Annotated in this window: 14 protein-coding genes and 1 other RNA gene; 5 read left to right on the forward strand and 10 right to left on the reverse strand. The window is 65.2% G+C overall.

Features of this window, described 5'->3' with window-relative positions:
- Positions 1-105: 105 nt before the first annotated feature.
- The 5 genes from LC060_RS06585 to LC060_RS06605 all read right to left on the reverse strand — a co-directional run bounded on the left by LC060_RS06585 (position 106) and on the right by LC060_RS06605 (position 5126).
- Positions 106-870, reverse strand: coding sequence for a TIGR02186 family protein (locus LC060_RS06585; protein ID WP_226633817.1), 765 nt, complete (start codon positions 868-870; stop codon positions 106-108).
- Positions 867-1781: a sulfite exporter TauE/SafE family protein gene (locus tag LC060_RS06590; RefSeq protein ID WP_148629173.1), complete on the reverse strand. Its 915-nt coding sequence runs from the start codon at positions 1779-1781 to the stop codon at positions 867-869. The genes LC060_RS06585 and LC060_RS06590 overlap by 4 nt, the downstream gene beginning before the upstream one ends.
- A gap of 81 nt (positions 1782-1862) precedes the next feature.
- Positions 1863-3098: a hypothetical protein gene (locus tag LC060_RS06595; RefSeq protein ID WP_226633819.1), complete on the reverse strand. Its 1236-nt coding sequence runs from the start codon at positions 3096-3098 to the stop codon at positions 1863-1865.
- On the reverse strand, positions 3095-4549 hold the full coding sequence (locus LC060_RS06600; RefSeq protein ID WP_319005409.1) for a glycosyl transferase family protein: 1455 nt from the start codon (positions 4547-4549) through the stop codon (positions 3095-3097). The genes LC060_RS06595 and LC060_RS06600 overlap by 4 nt, the downstream gene beginning before the upstream one ends.
- Before the next feature lie 142 nt (positions 4550-4691).
- On the reverse strand, positions 4692-5126 hold the full coding sequence (locus tag LC060_RS06605) for a VOC family protein (RefSeq protein WP_039391371.1): 435 nt from the start codon (positions 5124-5126) through the stop codon (positions 4692-4694).
- Between the two features lie 240 nt (positions 5127-5366).
- Between LC060_RS06605 and LC060_RS06610 the strand changes: the two genes are divergently transcribed.
- The gene (locus tag LC060_RS06610) at positions 5367-6170 is read left to right on the forward strand and encodes a metallophosphoesterase (protein ID WP_226633821.1); all 804 of its coding nucleotides are present in this window, start codon (positions 5367-5369) and stop codon (positions 6168-6170) included.
- Positions 6171-6199: 29 nt separating this feature from the next.
- On the opposite strand, the gene rnpB is transcribed toward LC060_RS06610, so the two are convergent.
- From rnpB to LC060_RS06630, 4 genes are all read right to left on the reverse strand, one after another.
- Positions 6200-6664, reverse strand: an RNA gene (rnpB, locus tag LC060_RS06615) — RNase P RNA component class A.
- A 9-nt stretch (positions 6665-6673) separates the two neighbouring features.
- The gene (locus tag LC060_RS06620) at positions 6674-7378 is read right to left on the reverse strand and encodes an N-acetylmuramoyl-L-alanine amidase (RefSeq protein WP_226633823.1); all 705 of its coding nucleotides are present in this window, start codon (positions 7376-7378) and stop codon (positions 6674-6676) included.
- Positions 7379-7448: 70 nt separating this feature from the next.
- Entirely contained in the window at positions 7449-8105 is a 657-nt protein-coding gene (locus LC060_RS06625) for a histidine phosphotransferase family protein (protein ID WP_226633831.1), read from the reverse strand.
- 100 nt (positions 8106-8205) lie between these two features.
- Positions 8206-8622, reverse strand: a complete 417-nt coding sequence (locus LC060_RS06630) for a M67 family metallopeptidase (RefSeq protein WP_226633833.1) — start codon at positions 8620-8622, stop codon at positions 8206-8208.
- Positions 8623-8640: 18 nt separating this feature from the next.
- Between LC060_RS06630 and LC060_RS06635 the strand changes: the two genes are divergently transcribed.
- From LC060_RS06635 to mtgA, 4 genes are all read left to right on the forward strand, one after another.
- Positions 8641-9585: an RluA family pseudouridine synthase gene (locus LC060_RS06635; RefSeq protein ID WP_226633835.1), complete on the forward strand. Its 945-nt coding sequence runs from the start codon at positions 8641-8643 to the stop codon at positions 9583-9585.
- Between the two features lie 98 nt (positions 9586-9683).
- Entirely contained in the window at positions 9684-10589 is a 906-nt protein-coding gene (gene rpoH, locus LC060_RS06640; RefSeq protein ID WP_148629156.1) for an RNA polymerase sigma factor RpoH, read from the forward strand.
- 352 nt (positions 10590-10941) lie between these two features.
- Complete coding sequence (locus LC060_RS06645; protein ID WP_226633837.1) at positions 10942-12507, forward strand: sensor domain-containing diguanylate cyclase; 1566 nt, start codon at positions 10942-10944, stop codon at positions 12505-12507.
- Positions 12508-12606: 99 nt separating this feature from the next.
- Positions 12607-13272, forward strand: a complete 666-nt coding sequence (gene mtgA, locus LC060_RS06650) for a monofunctional biosynthetic peptidoglycan transglycosylase (protein ID WP_226633838.1) — start codon at positions 12607-12609, stop codon at positions 13270-13272.
- Between the two features lie 264 nt (positions 13273-13536).
- Here the strand turns inward: mtgA and LC060_RS06655 are convergent, their stop codons facing one another.
- The gene (locus LC060_RS06655) at positions 13537-16041 is read right to left on the reverse strand and encodes a TonB-dependent receptor (protein ID WP_226633840.1); all 2505 of its coding nucleotides are present in this window, start codon (positions 16039-16041) and stop codon (positions 13537-13539) included.
- Between the last annotated feature and the right edge of the window lie 347 nt (positions 16042-16388).

Raw genomic sequence — 16388 nt, forward strand, 5'->3', positions numbered from 1 at the left:
TGAAAGCCGAAACCTGTTATCGTTTTCAGCCTAGAAGGCAGGCGGTTAATGTAAGCCTAAACCGACGCCTTGCAGGGCCGCTTTTCAGCCCGCGCAGTCGCCAGGTCAGACCAGAGCGAAGAGGCGGCCAGCCAGCCAGCCCATGCCAACCGAAACGAAGACGGCCAGAAGACCATAGGCGAAGCCCCAGTTCTGGGAAAAGTCGGCGATGGCGCGCTCGATGCCGAGCTTGCGCACCTCGACCTCGCTGCTGGCCGAGGCGACCACGCGCCCCTCGCTGATCGCGAAAGTTTCGGCGGTGTAGCGCCCGATGGGCACCTGCGAGGGTAGGCGAATGCGCGCCTGGTAGAGGACCTGCTCGCTCACGCTGACGCCGCCTTCATCCTCGCGGTAGAGCCCGGCATCGACGTTACGCGCGACGAGGCCAGCGGAAAAGCGGGCCTGTTCCTCGGGATCGATCGCGCCGATGGGGGAGAGCTGCAGCCACTGCAGGCCCAGTTCGTAGATCGCGGCCGTCTTCTCATCGACGATATCAGCAATGGGCCGGGTCGAGGCGACGGCATAGTAGGACGGGGCCGAGCGCAGTTCGGTGCTCGCCGCGTTCACCCAGATCCCGGCGACCTTCTGCTTCTCGCGCAACACCACCGACTGGGTCGGCCCCTTGAGCACGACGACGATGTCGTAGTCCTGTGCCGCGCGCGAACCTTCGGGCGTCAGCACCGCGCCGAAAAGCAACAGGTCCGTGCCGTTAAAGCCCTGCTGCAGGTTGATCTGGTGCTGCGAAACCTCGGGCACGAGAATGGGATCACGCGCGCCGCCCAGGAACACGAGCGCGCACAGCGCCAGAAGGGAGACAAGCAGCCGGTTCACAGCGGCGCCACGGTGTAGATGTCGTCGGGAATGTAGGTCAGGCCAAAGGCCATGCGTAGCGCAACCAAGAGGACGATGACCGCCAGCACCAGCCGCAGCTTCACAGGGCTGCTCTTCTGCGCGAACTGCGAGCCGACCTGCGCGCCCGTGACCGAGCCGAACAGCAGCATTGAGGCCAGGACGATATCGACCGCCTGCGTCGTGAGCGCGTGCATCATGGTCGTCGCGATGGTGGTAAAGAGGATCTGCCACAGGCTCGTACCGACCACTACATTGGCGCTCATGCCCAGGATGTAGAGCATCGCGGGAACGAGGATGAAGCCGCCGCCGATGCCCATCAGCATCGTCAGGATGCCCACCGCGCAGCCCAGCAGCAGCGGGGCGAGCGGCGAAATGTAAAGGCCTGAGCGGTAGAAGCGCCAGCGCATCGGCAGGCTGGCGACCATAGGATGGTGGCGGCGCTTCTTCGCCGCGATCTTCTTGCCCGAACGCTCGGCCCGGATCGCCTGGATGCTTTCCTTGGCCATGAGCCCACCGATCGAGCCCAGGAGCAGGACATAGAGAATGCTGATGACGGTATCGATCTGGCCGATCCGCTCGAGCAGGCGGAACAGCAGCGCGCCGATCCCGGTGCCGATGATGCCGCCCACCACCATCACCGTGCCGATGTGGTAGTCCACGCCGCCCCGGCGCGACTGGAAAAACACGCCCGAAACGCTGGCCCCGGTCACCTGGCTGGCGGCCGAGGCCGCCGCGACCGTGGGCGGAATGCCGTAGAAGATCATCAAGGGGGTGGTCAGAAAGCCGCCACCCACGCCGAACATCCCCGAGAGGATACCCGTGAGTGCCCCGAGCCCGACGATGACGAAGCCGTTGACCGAAAGGTTCGCGATGGGAAGGTAGACGTCCATACCGCTTTTCTCGCTACCGCAGCGGGGCTTGCGTGAAAAGGCGCTTCTGCCCGGTCAGGTTCCCGAAAAGGCGATAAAGTCTCAGAAACCTGCCGACAGGGTTATGGCAGGGCCCGAGCCGGGCTCGGCATCGCCAGCCATGCGCTGACGCCAGTCGAGCGCGAGGCGCCCGAACATCCTCTTGTTGAGCGGCATCGTGATCATCGCCGAGGGGCCTGCATCGACCCGCCAGGCCCCCTTCTGGGCGCCCGCCCAGACACCGCCGCCCAGCCGCGCCTCAACCTTGCCGACCCTCACGACACCCTTGTCGAGACGCGCCTGGCCGTCCCCGAACGCGGTCGCGTACGTACCGGCCACGTAGCCCGCCTGCCCGTAAGCCTCCGCTCGGAGGTCACCCGGCAAAAGCAGCGGCGCGAAGCGCGTGGTCACCATCGCCGCGGCCTGGACCCGGTTGCCACCGATCCCGTTGACCAGCCGCCCCTCCAGCGCCGCATCGAGGGGGAGTCCCGGCACGGGCCGTGCCGATACGCCAAGCGCGGCGGCGGTTTCGGACACCTCGCCCAGCGCCGACGTCGTGCGCATGTAGAGCTGGGGCTGCAGAGCGCTCTTGAGCGCCAGCCGGTACCGCAGGACCGCCCCTGCCTGGCTCCCGCCATACGTGGGAGGCAGGGGCGCGGCGCCTAGCCCGCTCGCCGATTTTCCGCGCACGAGGGCCCAGGCATCGGCTGACCAGCGTCGTGGTTTTACCCGCCCCTCGCGCGCCGCGTCCTGCGCGGTGCCGGGCGTGGCGGCCGCCTTCGCTTTAGACGAAGCACCGCCGGAGGGCGCCGGAGCGTAGCCGGGCGGCATGGGATCCCCCTCGCCAAACCCCATGCGGCCAGGCGCGAGATAGTACCCCTCCCCACTGCCTGGCCCCAGCGTGCCCGAGCCTGCCCTGGCGCCTCCCTCCTGCGGGAGAGCCGCGCGAACAGGTCCCCTGTGCGCGGCCAGCGTAACTCGGCGCGTGTCGAGCAGGACCGTCACGAGTTCGGCAAGGTCGATCCCGGCGGGCATCTGCCCCTCCCTCTCCGATCCGCCGGGCGCAGGATCGATCCGCGCAAACGACTGGGGCCCTGCTAGCCGAAGGGGCACGCCCTCGCCAACCGGATGCGCCTCGGACGAGGCGCCCCGATCAGGCCCCGTCGTCACGGTACGCGGCGCGCTCACCGCCAGAAGTGAGACCGGGTCCAACGCGGCCACGCGTCCCCCCAGCCACCCGGCAACAAGGGCCACGAACACGACGAGGGGCTGGCCCCGGTTGCGCCTCGCCGCGGTCATGCGCCCGCTCTCCCGTGATGGGCCGCGTGCTCGGCGTGCTGGGTCTTGTCCCAGGTCGGCATGGTGCCCTGCAAACTGCGCACATAGGCGGCAAGGGCCCGGCGACCGGCCATGATCGCGATCACGTTCGCCACCGGTATCCGGGCAATCGCGCAAAGCCCTTCGCCAAGACCATATTCGGACGCGGTGAAGGCAAACCGGTTCGCCACCCTCCAGGCAAACGCCCATAGGCACACCAACAGCAGGCCCTCCAGGAGCGGCGGGAAAGGCGCGCGGGTATAGACGCCGCCCAGCCAGGCCCCGGCCAGAAGCGTCTCGGTCAGGAGCAGCGCGTAAGAACAGGCCAGTACGAGCGCGGACAGAGGTCCGCGCCGGTCACGCAGGACCATCCAGGCATCGCGCAGCCGCGCATCCCAGCCGAGCCGGTCCCAACCCTGGAAGGCGATCCCCAGAATCCAGCGCGTCTTCTGCCGGACCGAGGCTTGCAAGCTGGCCGGGAAGCACGCCCGTGTCGCCACCAGTTCACCATCGGCATCGCGCACCCGCAGGAACCGCGAGCGCCCCCCCTCACGCTGCACGAGCAGCCCCATCTCGTAGTCTTCGGTGAGGCATTCGCAGGCAAAGGGGCCCTGCGCTTGGGCAGCCATGCGCACCTTGGCGATGCGATCCAGCATCGCGCGGTCAAAGGCGCATCCCACCCCCGCCGCCGGGATCCCGAGGCCCAGAGCATCGCGCACGACCATCCCCTTGGCATGGGACTCGGTGAACTCGTCGCAGTAATGGCCGCTGACCCAGCGCGACCCGCGCACCGGCTCGGGACGTACCGGCAACTGCACGTAGTCTGCTGTAGCCAGTGCCCGGTCATAGACGGCCAGTTCGGCCGGGTGGACCATGTCTTCAGAATCGTGGAGCACGAGAAAACCAAAGCGCGTGCCGCGGCGCTGCTCGTCGAGGCACAGCGCAGCGTAGAGGCGATTGAGGCAATCGGCCTTGGTCGTGGGACCGGCGCTGGCATGGATCACCACACGCACGCGCGGATCGCCGCCTGCCGCCGCCATCGCCGCCGTGATGGTGCCCGGATCGTTCGCGTAGCAGCCGATGTAGAGAATGTAGCCCTGTTGCGGCCAGGCGCCGAGCGCATGCCGGATGGTATGCGCGATGACCTGCTCTTCGTGCCAGGCGGCAATGAGAATGGCCGCCTCTGCGCGTAGCGGGGCACGGGCCTGAAGCTCCGAGATCGAACCCTCGCGCGCCTTGCCGCGAAGCTTGATGGCGACCCAGAGGCCATCCACCAGAAGGTCATCGAGTGCGCCCAGCACGAACCAGAACGCGCAGAACAGAAGGAGTTCCCGCTCGAAGGTCGCGAGCCAGGCCACTACCGTGTTCACAGCTTCCAGTTCCGCCACGATCACCCCCGTCGCACGTTTGGGCACGTTGGCGCGCAAATGCACCGCCCCCTCAATGCTTAGGGAAAAGCCTAGGCCAGACTGGTTAATATCATACCCGTAATATGGGATATGAAGGAAAGTTAACCCTTACAGGAAAAAGGGGAGGCGAAACCTGTTCGGCCGCCTCCCCTTTTCAGGCTCTCTATTACCAGGAGCCGGTGTTCTCCATGCTGAGCCAGGGTTCCTTGGGCTCGAGTTTGCCATCCTGCAGCAATTCGATCGAGATCCCGTCCGGAGTCTTCACGAAGGCCATCCAGCCATCGCGCGGCGGGCGGTTGATAGTCACCCCCGCATCCGCCAGCGTCTGGCAGGTCGCGTAGATGTCCTCGACCTGGAAGGCGAGGTGACCGAAATTGCGGCCACCGGTGTAGGTCTCGGCGGGCGTCCCATCCGCGTTGGGCCAGTTCCAGGTCAGCTCGACCTCGGTTTCCTCCTGCCCCTTGGGCGCGAGGTAGATCAGCGTGAAGCGCCCCTGCTCGCTTTCGATACGGCGGGTTTCCTCAAGGCCGATGAGATTGAAGAAGCGGATCGTGGCATCGGGGTCGGTCACCCGGATCATGGTGTGGAGGTAGCGGGTCACGAGAAAAGCTATCCTTGGTCTGGAGGGAGAAGAGCTGCACGGAGCGTCCGAACAGGGGGAGTCTCCCCTGCCGCTCGGGCCGCACGCCGCGCTCGCCACCTGCTCTAGCCAATCACACCGCGGCGACCAAGACCAAAGCCATCAAGGTGCGTCTTCGCGGCCACATGCCCGACACGTACGCCACTATGGATCAACCCACTCTTGCCCCTCCCAGACTGCAAACGTATCTATGTCAGGCCCATGCTTGGAAAACTTCGAAAACTCTTCGCCAATCCGACACCCGCGCAAAGGCCCTCGCTGCCGCATAGAGAGCGTGTCTACGCGATCGGCGACATCCACGGGCGCCTCGACCTTTTCGAGAAGCTGCTCGAAACGATCGCGCACGACGAAGCCACGCGTGGACCTGCCCAGACGACGCTCGTTCTGCTGGGCGACCTGATCGATCGCGGCCAGGATAGCGCCGGGGTCCTGGCGCGCGCGCGCCAGTTGACGAAGGAGCGGCACGTCGAGATCCTTTGCGGCAACCACGAGGAAATGCTCCTGACCAGCCTCGAGGACAGCAAGGCGCTGCGCAGTTTCCTGCGCTTCGGCGGCCTGGAAACTCTGGTCTCCTACGGCCTTGCCGCCGAATCGATCGCCGAGATGGAGATTGATGAACTGCGGGATGCGGCACGCCGGGCCATTCCCGAGCAGGATCTCGAATTCATACGCAGCTTCCGAAAGCTCGTGCGCATTGGCGACTACATCTTCGTCCACGCAGGGCTGCGCCCGGGCGTCTCCATCGAAACCCAGCTGGGCAGCGACTGCCGCTGGATTCGCGAGCCCTTCCTCAGCCATACCGGCAACTTCGGGGGCTTCGTGGTTCATGGACACACGATCACCGAGGAACCGGATGAGCGCGACAATCGCCTGGGCATCGACACCGGCGCCTATGTTCACGGCACGCTGACCGCCGTCGGGATCGAGGGCACCGAACGCTGGTACCTCACTGCCGAAGACGGGACGCACGAGAACCATCCCATAGGCGCCACGGTCGCAGCCTGAGAAGGCCTCGCAGCGTCCGGAAAAACGCGTGTGCCAGGGAGCCTGTAAGCCGGGTTCTGTGCCTGGCGTGGTCTCCCTTTCAGGAGGGACCTTACGCCGCGGCGGCAGCCATTCCTCTAGGCGCACCCTTGCGGATGCGCTCAAGCAACCAACCCGGACTGCCTCGGTCCGAAACCGACCGGCCATTCAAGATGGCGCGCAGTCCCTATTCGGTCTTGCTCCGGGTGGGGTTTACCATGCCGCTTACCGTCACCGGCAGCGCGGTGCGCTCTTACCGCACCCTTTCAGCCTTACCTGTTCCCGTCACTCCACAAGGAAGCGGGGGTCATCGGCGGTCTGCTCTCTGTGGCACTGTCCCTGAACTTCGCACGGCCTGAAAACCGCACTCGTCCGGCGGGTGTTACCCGCCACCCTTGTTTCGTGGAGCCCGGACTTTCCTCGCGCAGGTGTTTCGATGAAACGACACACCTACCCGCGGCTGCCCGGCTCCCCGGCACGGGCGCTCATCTAGCACGGCCGGTGTCGCGCTCCAACAGGAGTTCGAACAGGATGCCGCCGATTTCCCCGTCAATCTCGCCGTCGATGAGCCCGGGGCGCCAGCGGCGCTGGAACGCGGTGACCGCCGCGCGCCCATCGGTGATGTCGTAGCCGAAGCGTTCAAGCGCGAGGTAGAACTTGCCCGGATTGTCGTAGAACAGGTTCATGCGCGCCGCCGGGATCTCGAGCGCGAGGCCCAGATCCCCAAGCCGCCCCCAGTCGAAGAGTTCGCCCGGGTCCTGCTTGCGCGCGGGCGCGATGTCGGAATGCCCGACCACATTGGCGCGCGGGATATCGTGCCGTTCCAGAATGTCGGCGAGAAGCGGCAGCAGCGCATCCATCTGCGCTTCGGGGAACGGACGGTAGCCCCACTCATGCCCCGGATTGACCAGCTCGATCCCGATCGAGGCGGAGTTCACGTCGCTCTCGCCCCGCCAGTACGAGCGCCCCGCGTGCCAGGCGCGGTTCTCCTCGGAGACGAGCGAGGTGACGATCCCCTCCTCGTCGATCATGTAATGGGCCGAGACCTCGGCGGCCGGATCGCACATGCGCTCGAGGGCTTCCTCGGCGCTCTGCATTCCGGTGTAGTGCAGGACGACCATGCGGATCGGGCGCTTGCGCTCGTTCCAGTTGGGCGATTGCACGAACCTGTTGACCAGCCATCGGTTCATCGTCGCCCATCACTCCTTCGCGCCATCATACAGGTGCCGCCCCCGAGACCTGCGCCACCACGTTCAGGGCTCAGGCGTCGACCAGCACGGCTCCCAATATCAGGGCATCCTCCTCGATGGCAAACTGCATCTGCCCGCCCGCCCCTTGCGCAAGCTGGTGCAGCATCGCGGCGGGCGCGGTGCGGCTGGTCAGTTCCTCTTCGGGCAGCGTTCCTTCAAGGGCGCGCCCTACCGCCGCATCAAAGGCGATCCGCGGGCCCGCCGCGCGCACGACGATCTCGGCGGTGTGTCCGCCCGCCTCGCCCGCGCGCCACTCGGCCGCGAGGTCCAGTGTGCCGCCACGCGGCAGCGCCTCGATCCCGAACATGGCAAAGTTGAGCAGCGTCTTGATCGCGCTCTTGGGCAGCGCATCGGAGGAGACCTGCCAGTTGACGGTGATGCGCGCGTTGCTGGCAACCAGCGCATCGACCAGCGCGCGCGCCTCGGCCACCGCGACATGCTCGCCGAAACCACCCGCTGCGCCATAGGCAAGACGGAAGAACTTGAGCTTGTCCGCCGAGATCCGCGCGCTCTGCTCCAGCAGTTCGAAGCAGCGCTGGCGCATCTCCGGGTCCTTCTCGTCGGCGAGCAGTTCCAGCCCGTTCGACAGCGCCCCCACGGGGCTCAGCATGTCATGGCACAGGCGCGAACACAGCAGGCTGGCAAGGTCGAGCGAACTCGTCGTCATGATGATCGTCTTTCCGTTTTTGGTGTCGCGAAGGCGCGGGGGGACGTGATGGATGGTCCCTCCAGATGGAGAGGCCGGGCGCGAAGTAAAGAGCGCGGCCTCACACCTCCTGGAAGGCGAGCGGATCGAAGCCATTCCCACGATCGCGCCAGAAAGCAACATCGCCTCCTGCAACGATCGCCCATATGCGACAATCGCCGGTGGAATGTTCACAATCCGTGACGGATGGCGCCGGTTTTCCCGTAGGGTGCGAATGGTAGTAGCCCAGCACCGGGGGACCACCCGTGCGCGCGGCCTTGTGCGCCTCAAGGAGAATCAGCGGATCGATCGCGAATCGGATCGCCGGGTCGGGATCGACATTCGCACTCTCCTGAACAGCAACGATGCTCTCGCGGCCCTCCCCCGCCCTTGGGCTGCCGGGCGCGCCGAGCAGCAGCCCACAGCATTCGTGCGGGTGCGCGGCCGCGGCCAGCCTGTGGAGCGTTTCGAGCACCTCTCTTGTCACGTCGATATCCATGGCCGAAGGCTAGCGCCCATGGAGCGTGGCGAAAACATCCTCGAAGGACTTATCCCGCCGCCCGGAGGCCGCCTCGACAAGACGCTGGCCGAGGCGAGCGGTCTCTCGCGCGAGCGCGTGAAAGCCTTGCTGGCCGAAGGCCATGTCACGCTGGATGGCAAGCCCGCGGGCCAAGGCTCGGTGAAGGTGGCCGCGGGAACGCCCTTTGCGATTGCCGTACCCCAGGCCGCGCCCGCCGAGGCGATCGCGCAGGACATCCCGCTCAACGTCGTCTTCGAGGACGAGTGGCTGATCGTGATCGACAAGCCCGCCGGGCTCGTCGTCCACCCGGCCGCGGGCAATCCCGACGGCACGCTCGTCAACGCGCTCCTGCACCATTGCCGGGGCCAGCTCTCAGGCATTGGCGGCGTGGCGCGCCCAGGCATCGTCCACCGCATCGACAAGGACACCTCCGGGCTCCTGGTCGTCGCCAAGACCGACCGTGCACACGAAGGCCTGGCCGCCCAGTTCGCCGATCACTCGATCACCCGGGCATACAAGGCGGTCGTGGCCGGACGCCCGATCCCGCCTGCGGGAACCGTGCGCGGCGCCATCGCGCGCTCGAGCCAGAACCGCAAGAAGATGGCGATTGTCGAGGACGGACGCGGCAAGCACGCCGTCACCCATTACCGCACGCTGGAAAATCTCGCTCACTCCAGCCTGATCGAATGCCGCCTGGAGACGGGCCGCACCCACCAGGTGCGTGTTCACATGTCGTCAATCGGGCACATGCTATTGGGTGATCCTGTATATGGACGCACACCAAAGCCCCTCCGGGCCCTCCTATCCCGACTCGCTTTTTCGCGGCAGGCTCTCCACGCTGCGGAACTCGGCTTCGTCCATCCCGTTACAGGTAACAACGAGCATTTCGCGAGCGCTCTGCCCGACGACATGCGGACCCTGATCGACGAATTGCGACTCTGAAATCGGATTTGTGTGCTATGATGAACAGGTGGCCGCAAGTTAAGATGCCTAGCGAAGGGTCTTAGACCGCGCGCCGACCGAAAAGAAGGACGGAAACTGTGAGCAACACCCAACGAAACCTACCGGCAATCCCGGCCTTGGGCGGTGAGCAGAGCCTCAACCGCTACCTCGCCGAGATCCGCAAGTTCCCGGTGCTCAAGCCCGAGCAGGAATACATGCTCGCCCAGCGCTACAAGGAACATGAAGATTCCGACGCCGCAGCCCAGCTCGTGACCAGTCACCTGCGCCTCGTCGCGAAGATCGCGATGGGGTACCGCGGCTATGGCCTGCCCGTCTCCGAGCTCATCTCCGAAGGCAATATCGGCCTCATGCAGGGCGTGAAGAAGTTCGAACCCGATCGCGGTTTCCGACTTGCCACGTATGCTATGTGGTGGATCAAGGCCTCGATTCAAGAGTACATCCTGCGTTCGTGGAGCCTTGTGAAGATGGGCACCACCGCCGCGCAGAAGAAGCTCTTCTTCAACCTGCGCCGGATGAAGAAGAATCTCGACGCCTACGAGGATTCGGACCTGCGCCCCGACGACGTGACCAAGATCGCGACGACGCTGGGCGTGTCCGAGACCGAGGTCGTCAACATGAACCGCCGCATGATGATGGGGGGCGACGCCTCGCTCAACGTCTCGCTGCGCGAGGAAGGCGAAGGCCAGTGGATGGACATCCTGCAGGATGACAATCCACTGCAGGACGAGATCGTCGCCGAGGCCGAGGAAAAGACCGTGCGCCACGACATGCTGGTCGAGGCGATGGACGCGCTCAACGAGCGTGAACGCGACATCCTCACCGAGCGCCGCCTGTCGGAAGACCCCAAGACGCTTGAGGAACTGAGCCAGGTCTACAACGTCAGCCGCGAGCGCGTGCGCCAGATCGAAGTGCGCGCCTTCGAGAAGCTGCAAAAGGCGATGAACCGCATCGCCACCGACAAGCAGCTTCTGCCCGCGGCCTGATCTGCGCACTCAGCTCGGGACACCAGAAACGAAAAGGCCGGGGCATCCCCGGCCTTTTTCATGTCTGTAGGTCAGGGTTAAGCCTGCCTTTGCCTAGCCAACGCTTGGAGGAGTGTGTAGGCACTCGCGTAAGATGTTGACTGTCTTGCGCATTACCCGGGCGCTGTGCGTAACCCTCTTGGCCTTATTTGGAGCCGCACTGCTGGCGGGCCTGTCGCCTGCGCAGGCGCAGGCGCAGGTCTTCAATGGGGGGGATCTGTGCCATGCCACCAGCCCTCAGCCAAAGTCCGCAGATACGCTTCCGACCGAATTTGCATGCGCGGGCACACCGCAAGCCTACCAGGAGGGCAGCTTGTGGCTGCGCATCCCCGCCCGGGACCTGCCCGCTGACATTGCCGAGGAACCTGCACTCCTCGTACACTACTCGCGTTTCGACCGGCTCGACGTCACTTTCCTCTACGCGGATGGAACGCGCGAGCGCGAGAGCGTGCGCAACGGGGACTTTGCGGGGCATTGGCGCATCGGCGGCCAGCTCGAGTTCGCGCCGCCGGTACGCACGGCACCGCTTCAGGACATCGTCCTCCACTTCACCCGGCTGGCCAGCCAGGACATGCTGCGCCTGCGTCTGACAGGACGCGACGAGGCCGCGAGCCGGACGACCACCCTGGCTCTGTGGGTCGGTGGTGCGCTGACGCTCCTCCTGATCGGCACGCTCTACAACGCGGTCCTCGCCGTCTCGCTGCGGCGCCAGTTCCCGCTCTGGCAGGCGGCCTGGTCCGGGGGAATGCTGCTGTGGGGCACGGTCTGGTCGCAGGCACACCTGATGCTCGTGCCCGGCCTTGCTGGCGCCTTCTCGGCACAGCTGTGCTCGGCCCTTGCCTGCCTTGCCATTACCTGCGCGACCTTCAGCGCGATCACCTCGATCGGCTCGCACGACGTCCCCCGCCTCGTGCGCCGCACGGTGCTGACCCTGGCGACATTGTGTTCACTGTTCGGCCTTCCCGTCTCCTTTATCCGCACCGGCCCTGTCGACCTGCTCGCCGCGATCATCGGCGTGCTCCTGATGCTGACGATGCTGAGCGTGGGCGGCTGCCTTGCCTTCGCCTGGCGTAAGGGGTCGCCCGAGGCCCGCAACTTCGCGACCGCCTGGATCTTCCCGATCATCCTTCTCAGCACGGCCGATTTCGTCGGCTCGAGCACGCTGTTCCGCGGCGGCGGCCCGCAGCTCATGGTCATCTTCGCCGCGGCCTGGCAGACCTTGTGGCTGGCCGCCGCCGCCTCGCGCACCCACGCGCGCCTGCGCCAGGAGCACGCCGCCGCCCGGCGCGCCGAGGCCCAGGCCCGCGAACTGGCCCGCCGCGACCCGCTGACCTCGCTGCGCAATCGGCGCGGTTTCATCGAGATGATCGAGCCGATCCTCGCCGAAGTCACCCACGGGCGCGAGGTCGCCGCGCTGCTGCTGCTCGACATCGACTTCTTCAAGCACATTAACGACACCTATGGGCACGACACCGGGGACGATGTGCTGGTCGCACTCGCGCGCACTCTTGCGGCGCGCGAAAACGCGCGTTGCATCGCCGCGCGCCTGGGCGGTGAAGAGTTCGCCCTGCTCCTGAGCGGGCCCGCAGCGCTTCGCGCGGCCATGATCGCCGAGGACCTACGCCGCGCCATGGCCGCCGCGCGGCCCGGCGATCCCGATGCCGGAGGCACCGTCCTGCCTCCCGTCCCCGGCCTTGCCATGACGGTCAGCATCGGCGTCTGCCCCGCCATACCCGGGGAAGTCTTCCGCGATCTCTATCGCAAGGCCGACGCCGCGCTCTACCGCGCCAAGCATGAAGGCCGCGACCGCGTGGTCCTCGCCGCGCCGGGTAACGATGCGCCGCGTGATCTCGGCCAGCTGGAACCTGTCCCCAACTAGGCTCAGCCCTCCGCCCCGCACGCGCGGCGCTGGACGCTCCTGCAGCGCGCGTTTATCACCCGCATTCGTTTCTCTCCCACGCGGAAAGCCCCTACCTCGATGCGTCTGCTCCTCAAGATCGTGTTTGCCTTCCTGCTGCTGAGCGCGGGGATCACCCTGCTCTACCGCTTCGTGCCGGTGCCGGTGACGATCACCATGCTCACAGATTCGAACGGCATCACCAAGGACTGGACACCGCTTTCCGACATCGACCGCAACATGGTCGCCGCTGCCATCGCGGCCGAGGACGGAAAGTTCTGCACCCACAACGGCTTCGACACCGAGGCCATCGAGAACGCGATGAAACGCAACGCCGAAGGCGGACGCCTGCGCGGTGGCTCGACAATCAGCCAGCAGACCGCCAAGAACGTGTTTCTGTGGCAGGGCGAAGGCTGGAGCCGCTATGCGCGCAAGGGCCTGGAAGTCTGGTTCACCTTCCTGATCGAGCACCTCTGGGACAAGCGCCGGATCATGGAGGTCTACCTCAACGTCGCGGAAACCGGCATCGGCACCTACGGCGTGGAAGCAGGCGCGCAGCGCTATTTCGGCAAGTCCGCCGCCAGCCTCACGCCGCTCCAGGCCGCGCGCATGGCCGCCGCCCTCCCCAGCCCCAAGACCCGCAGCGTGAAGAACCCGGCGGGCTTTACCCGCCGCTATGGCAACACGATCTCCGCGCGCATCGGCACGGTGCGTAACAGCGGCTTCGACGCCTGTGTCTACGAGTAAGGCCCTGGCCGCGAACCGCAGCGCATCGCTACTGAGCTGAAAAGATAAGAGGATAGTTCCGAGGGCCATGGCCCTCGGGCTCCCCGAACTGTCGACCTTGGGGCTCTCCGGCCACCACCGCCGAGACGGGTGAGGTCGCCGATGTCCGGGATCAAGAGGCTAGCCTGATCTTCACTTTCAGCTGACCCTGACAGGGCACAAAAAAAGGGAGAGGCCCGAAAGCCCCTCCCCTTCTTTTCGTGCCGTTCGGCCTGATCGATCAGATCAGAAGCCGACCGAAAGCGCCAGGCTGCCCGCACGCGGAGCGCCGATCTGGGCGAAGCTCTCGCCGTTCAGCGAACCGCCGAAGAAGCCGACGTAGTATTCGTCGAACAGGTTGGTGAGGTTGAGCTGCAGTGCAACATCGCCGCCCGTCGGGCCTTCGCCGATGATCAGGCGCGCGTCGAGGTCGACGAGCGTGTAGGCCGGGACACGCTGGGTGTTCGCATCATCGAGCCAACGCTTGCCGGTACGCTTGACCTGGCCACCCAGTTCCAGAGCCCCGAAGGAGACCTGGCCGCGAGCACCGTAGGAATAGCTCGGCGAACCCGATTCCATGTTGCCAGCCGTAGCGATGACACCGTCCGAGGACACGACATCATCCTGGATCTCGGAGTCGTTGTACGAACCGAAGATGTAGATGAGCGAGTTGCTGGTCGGCTGATAAGCGATCGAGCCATCGACGCCCCACTTGTCGACCGTTCCGAGGTTACGGTAGACGGTCGCGCCTTCGCCGTTGTTGGCGTTGGGGTCGAAAGCCGAAGCCAGGCGGTTCTTGTACTGCGTGTACCAGCCTGCGAGCTGCGCGGTGATACGGCCTTCACGGTAGCGAACGCCGACGTCGAAGCTGTCGGTCGTCTCGGGAACCGGACGGGCGAAGTCGCCGTCGGGCAGGTAGAGCGAGTCGTACAGCGGGTCGGTACCGGGGACCGAAAGGCCCTTGGCGTAGTTCGCGAAGACCGAGGCGGTCGGCAGGAAGTTGTACGTGAAGCCGACGTTCGGGAGCAGCTTGTCGTACGTGTACTTGCGCGACTGCGGACGGGCGTAGTCGGGGTTGGCCGCTTCGTAGGCCGTCATGTCCTGACCCGGGGTCGGGCAGTCGACATAGCCGCTGATCGAAGTGGTGTAGCAGTTCTGGTTCAGGCGACGCGTGAAGAACGGCGCGCGCAGGCCCAGAACGGCGGTGAAGTCACCGAAGGTACCACGGTATTCGCCCGAGACCTGGTGCAGGATCGCCCAGGACAGACGGTCACGCTTGTTCACTTCCTCACCGTTGAGGTCGAGCAGCGCGTTGTCGATTGCGAAGACGTCGCTCGGCTCGCCATTGGCCAGCATCGGGGTGATCTGGCCGGTCTGACGGTGACGCGCACGGTCCCAGGTGTAGGCAACGCGGACACGGTGGTCGTCGTTGATTTCCCAGATCAGGTTGGCGATCACGCCGAGGCGGTCGGTGCGGGTCTGGCTGGGATCGTTGCCAGCAACGCGGTCGAGCATGTCGCCGTCACCGTTGAGGTCACGACCGAAGTAGTAGCCGCCGTTGAACGCGCCGGTGTAGTTGACGCCGTCGACCGTGAAGAAAGCTTCGCGCAGGTCGTCGGGACCACCACCGTTGGCCTTGACGTACTGGTAGCTCGGATCGACGGTCAGCAGCAGGCCGTCGGCCAGCGTGAAGCGCGAGGAGCCGCGGATGTTGCCCGTGTCGGACGGGTTGTAACGACGGTAGAAGGGCGCGCCGCAACCGTTGCGGTCGTCGTAGCGCTCGCTCTCACCGGCGATGCCGCCCGCACCGTAGACCTGGCCGGCCGGAACCGAGCAGGGATAGGGAGCTTCGGCGTCCTTGGCGTAGATCGAGAAACGATCACGCTTGCTCATGTTGCCGTCGTAGTAGTCCAGCAGGTCGTTGACGTTTTCCGAACCGGCAAAGTTGTTGCGGTTCTGGTTCCAGTGGCCGGCCACCGAGATGAAGTCACCGTTGCTGCCCAGGTCCTGGTAGAGACGGGCGTTGAGCTGGGTCTTGTCGACGCGGCCGTACGGATTGTAGGGAACGCCGTAGTTCTGGTAGCTCGCCGAGATGAACGCCTTGGTGCCAACGCCGGTGAAATCGCCGGTGTCGACCATGCCGAACACGCGGGTGTAGAGGCTGTCCGAGTAGCTGCCCGGCGACAGCACGTCACCGATGGTCATGGTGGTGAACACGCCGAAATCATCGCCCGGGGTACGGGTACGGATGTTGACGGTACCGCCCGAAGCCGACGCGGTCGGGCTGTCGACGTCGGTCACGCCCAGGTTCACGTTCACCGATTCCAGGATCTCGGTGTCGACCTGCTGGTTGGTGTAGAGCGCGTAGTTGCCCGAATCGTTGAGCGGCAGGCCGTCGAGGGTCTGCGACACGCGGTCCGCGCCGAAGCCGCGGATGGTGAAGCCACCACCCATCGAGCCCCAGGGGTCGTTGTTCTGGAAGCTGACGCCCGGCACCAGGTTGATGATGTCGTTGATCGTCTGACCCGGACGCGCGCGCTGGATCTGCTCGGCGGTCAGGACCTGCTTGGCCTTGGGGGTCGCGGGGATCTCGAGACCGGCGACGTCTTCGGCGCGCAGGCCGGTAACGACGATCGCGTCCTCTTCGAAGTCGACCGAACCGGTCGACTGCGCGAAGGCCGGGACGGCCAGGAAAGCAACACCGACGGCAAGCGCGCTCGTCGCGGTGTTGAGAACAGAACTAAACTTCATCAGTGCCCCCTGAAGGTGTCAGACTGGGTAAATTCAACATGCGATGGGATTTGTGAGCCACTGCATGCGCTGCGGTGGCTATGCGCAGTGACATATGACAGCTTTCTGACGGTTGGGAGCCATTTGCTGCTGCAACGGCGCAATTTTGCAACGTGGCGAGCGTTATCATCCAAATGACCAAAACAAGATATTGTTTTTAATAGATTATTTTTTAACGTACATTTTTGCACTGCGGCAAAAATGTCACGAGGCAAGTTCTCTTATCCGCCGTCTGGAGAAAGCGAGAATTGTGAATGACATGTTACAACAACAGTTGAATCGCCCGGGCGTGGCATGAGAGACACATT

This window comes from Novosphingobium profundi, from assembly GCF_020524485.1.
Taxonomy (GTDB): Bacteria; Pseudomonadota; Alphaproteobacteria; order Sphingomonadales; family Sphingomonadaceae; genus Novosphingobium; species Novosphingobium profundi_A.

What these genes read in the sequence shown, in the direction of transcription:
- LC060_RS06595 (WP_226633819.1), bottom strand. Translation starts at nt 3,098, where the DNA reads ATGACCGCGGCGAGGCGCAACCGGGGCCAGCCCCTCGTCGTGTTCGTG.
- LC060_RS06630 (WP_226633833.1), bottom strand. Translation starts at nt 8,622, where the DNA reads ATGGATATCGACGTGACAAGAGAGGTGCTCGAAACGCTCCACAGGCTG.
- LC060_RS06620 (WP_226633823.1), bottom strand. Translation starts at nt 7,378, where the DNA reads ATGAACCGATGGCTGGTCAACAGGTTCGTGCAATCGCCCAACTGGAAC.
- LC060_RS06625 (WP_226633831.1), bottom strand. Translation starts at nt 8,105, where the DNA reads ATGACGACGAGTTCGCTCGACCTTGCCAGCCTGCTGTGTTCGCGCCTG.
- LC060_RS06610 (WP_226633821.1), top strand. Translation starts at nt 5,367, where the DNA reads ATGCTTGGAAAACTTCGAAAACTCTTCGCCAATCCGACACCCGCGCAA.
- LC060_RS06635 (WP_226633835.1), top strand. Translation starts at nt 8,641, where the DNA reads ATGGAGCGTGGCGAAAACATCCTCGAAGGACTTATCCCGCCGCCCGGA.
- LC060_RS06590 (WP_148629173.1), bottom strand. Translation starts at nt 1,781, where the DNA reads ATGGACGTCTACCTTCCCATCGCGAACCTTTCGGTCAACGGCTTCGTC.
- mtgA (WP_226633838.1), top strand. Translation starts at nt 12,607, where the DNA reads ATGCGTCTGCTCCTCAAGATCGTGTTTGCCTTCCTGCTGCTGAGCGCG.
- LC060_RS06655 (WP_226633840.1), bottom strand. Translation starts at nt 16,041, where the DNA reads ATGAAGTTTAGTTCTGTTCTCAACACCGCGACGAGCGCGCTTGCCGTC.